The following is a 279-nucleotide window of genomic DNA, read 5'->3' on the forward strand; positions in this document are numbered from 1 at the left end:
GCACAGGACACGGTTACACCCTGGCCGTCCTTGAGCAACTGCGTGGCGTTGCCGCAACCGACGACCGCGGGAATCCCCAGCTCACGGGCGATGATCGCCGCGTGGCACGTGCGCCCGCCACGGTTGGTAACGATGGCGCTGGCGCGCTTCATCACCGGTTCCCAGTCCGGGTCGGTCATGTCGGAAACCAGCACGTCGCCTGGCTGGACTTTGTCCATTTCGGACACGTCCTTGATGATGCGTACCTTGCCGGCGCCGATGCGCTGGCCGATGGCACGG

At 65.9% G+C, this 279-nt stretch carries 1 protein-coding gene; it reads right to left on the reverse strand.

The window, feature by feature from the left end:
- A partial coding sequence (locus tag AC0L3B_RS39390) for a PEP-utilizing enzyme (protein ID WP_473383193.1) occupies positions 1-279 on the reverse strand: 279 nt, incomplete at both ends.

This window comes from Bradyrhizobium sp. Kon56 (assembly GCF_055807635.1).